This is a genomic window from Bartonella sp. TT29SHDZB, from assembly GCF_042193395.1.
Taxonomy (GTDB): Bacteria; Pseudomonadota; Alphaproteobacteria; order Rhizobiales; family Rhizobiaceae; genus Bartonella.
On record NZ_JBHILQ010000073.1, the window covers coordinates 1 to 2,270 of the forward strand.

Below are 2,270 nucleotides of genomic sequence, written 5' to 3' on the forward strand. Positions count from 1 at the left end.
GCCTTATAAACGGGCTTACCGGCTAAATTATTTAAAGCAATTGTTGTCGCCCCAACATTCTTGCCTTTCGCTTTAAAACAAACTGATATCCCATTCTTATACTCTAAAAATGCCGATTGGCTTTGAAGTCTTATCACACTCGTCTTTTGCTTATTATCAACCGTCACAATCCCTTCAAGAACACCCCCCGTATCCGATAAATACTCACTTACCCGTTGCATCATAAAACGAGCGCTATTATTAACCGTGTTAGGGTGCTGTCCCTCTGACCAATTAATTAAAGCATCAGCACCACCATTCTCAGATGCCGTTAAAGACCAATCATAAATCGTGGACATCTGAACCTCACGTCTTGATTCCAAACACAACACTCATATTAATCGGGCGCGTCTCACTTACACCTGAACTTGCCAAGGCAACATCACGCATATGAAGGTGGGAATGGGGAAAGGCAAGCTTATGGTGCACGCGTATATCCTCTGCCCGCACACCCAAACGTTCAGCAAGCTTCAACCTTTGCTGGTCATTCAACACATACCCCCAGATGATCGTCATATCACCATGCCAACTCTCTTCCTGATTTTCATCATTCAAAATCGTAAAGGATTGACCACTATGATCATGCTTTCTTATTGCGTCATTCTGTAAAGTGCCAAGATAACGAAAGCGGTCTATCTCGCGGTCATCATCAACACCTCGTAAAAAAACACCACGCAAATCGGGAACGTTAAACTTGTTCCAAGTATCAGCTCCACCCCACCTGATCCCTATCGCTTCATAAAGAGCAGGATAATCACTGCGCGAATAAGCCTTTCCATCACATGGCAACCAACCATCCGGCAAAACTTGCATCCCAAAAATCCCTATCGTCCCTGTCGGATAAATGGGAATAACCGGTTCTGGTGATAAAGAGAGAGGCGTAGGATTTAAAACTTGCCAAGCATGATCCCTATAAACCAAGCTATAAATGCATCCCCTTTGAAGCTCACCTCCAGATAATGCACGGATACCTAATTCCGTTGCCTTATAAACCGGCTTACCGGCTAAATCATTCAAGGCAATTGCGGTTTTCCCAACATTCTTGCCCTTTGCTTTAAAACAAACTGATATCCCATTCTTATACTCTAAAAATGCCGATTGGCTTTGAAGTCTTATCAACGTCGTCTGTTGTTCAGCATCAACCGTAAAACTGCTTTCAATCACACCACTCGTATCGGATAAATATTCACGCACACGCTGCATCATCACACGAGCACTATTATTCAGACTACTAGGACGTTGTCCTTTTGACCAATCTATTAAATCATCACAATAGGCATTCAAGGAGGCATTTAAAGACCAATCATAGATCGTCGACATCTTACACCTCATGTCTTAATCGCAAAAAGAACACTCACATTTACTGGACGCGTCTCGCCTTCACCAGTGCTCTCCAAAACAACCTCTTGGCTCTCATCAAGAGTATAAGAACTTACAATGTAGCCTCCTAAATTCTCACGCTCTATACCCATAAAATTCGCTAGAGAGCTCCCCCCAAACAAGCCTAGACGATAGCCCAATACATCTGTCGTATTCCCATCCCAAAAGTTTTCGTTGCTGGTAAAATGAGACATCGAAAGGCTCTGTCCTTGATGTTGGTGAGACTCGATTAAATCTGTTTGCACACTTGCAAAAGAACGCCCCTCATCAATATTGCGCCCTCCATCAACACCCCGTAAAAACATCCCTCGAAAATCCGGAACATTAAATGTCGTAACGCCATCCCCCTCTCCCCAAACCGTTCCTATCGTCTCAAATAAATCACGATAATCACGACGCAAATAAGCCTTCCCATCGCAAATTAACCAATCCTTTGGAATCCCGCGCATTCCAAACGTTCCTATAAAACCCGTGGGATAAAGACTGCTTTCTTCTTCTAAAGGGATAGAGGTAGGATTAACAAGATGCCAATGATCTCCATTATAAAACAATGTATAAATGCACCCTTGTTGGATTTCGCCCCCTGATAAAAGCGATAAACCCGTTTCCGTTGCCTTATAAACCGGCTTGCCATCTAAAGCATTTAAGACAATCGTGGTCGCTCCAACATTCTTACCCATAGCCATAAAGCGCAAAACGATACCATTCTTATACTCTAAAAACTGTGAGCTGCTTGCAACTCGTATCACACTCGTTTGTTGGACATGATCATTTGTAACAATGCCTTCAAGCTCTCCACCCGTGTCTGACAAGTATTCCTTTACGCGCTGCATCATCACACGGGCGCTCGT

At 43.5% G+C, this 2,270-nt stretch carries 2 protein-coding genes and 1 pseudogene; all 3 read right to left on the minus strand.

Annotated features, from left to right (window positions below):
* Window positions 1-338: pseudogene (locus tag ACFIJJ_RS09510) on the minus strand (phage tail protein); the annotation flags it as partial.
* A 7-nt stretch (window positions 339-345) separates the two neighbouring features.
* Complete coding sequence (locus ACFIJJ_RS09515; protein ID WP_375646770.1) at window positions 346-1,359, minus strand: phage tail protein; 1,014 nt, start codon at window positions 1,357-1,359, stop codon at window positions 346-348.
* Between the two features lie 8 nt (window positions 1,360-1,367).
* A partial coding sequence (locus tag ACFIJJ_RS09520; RefSeq protein ID WP_375646771.1) for a phage tail protein occupies window positions 1,368-2,270 on the minus strand: 903 nt, incomplete at its 5' end.

Excerpts from the sequence above, each read along its gene's own strand:
- ACFIJJ_RS09515 (WP_375646770.1), bottom strand. The coding sequence starts at position 1,359 with ATGTCGACGATCTATGATTGGTCTTTAAATGCCTCCTTGAATGCCTAT.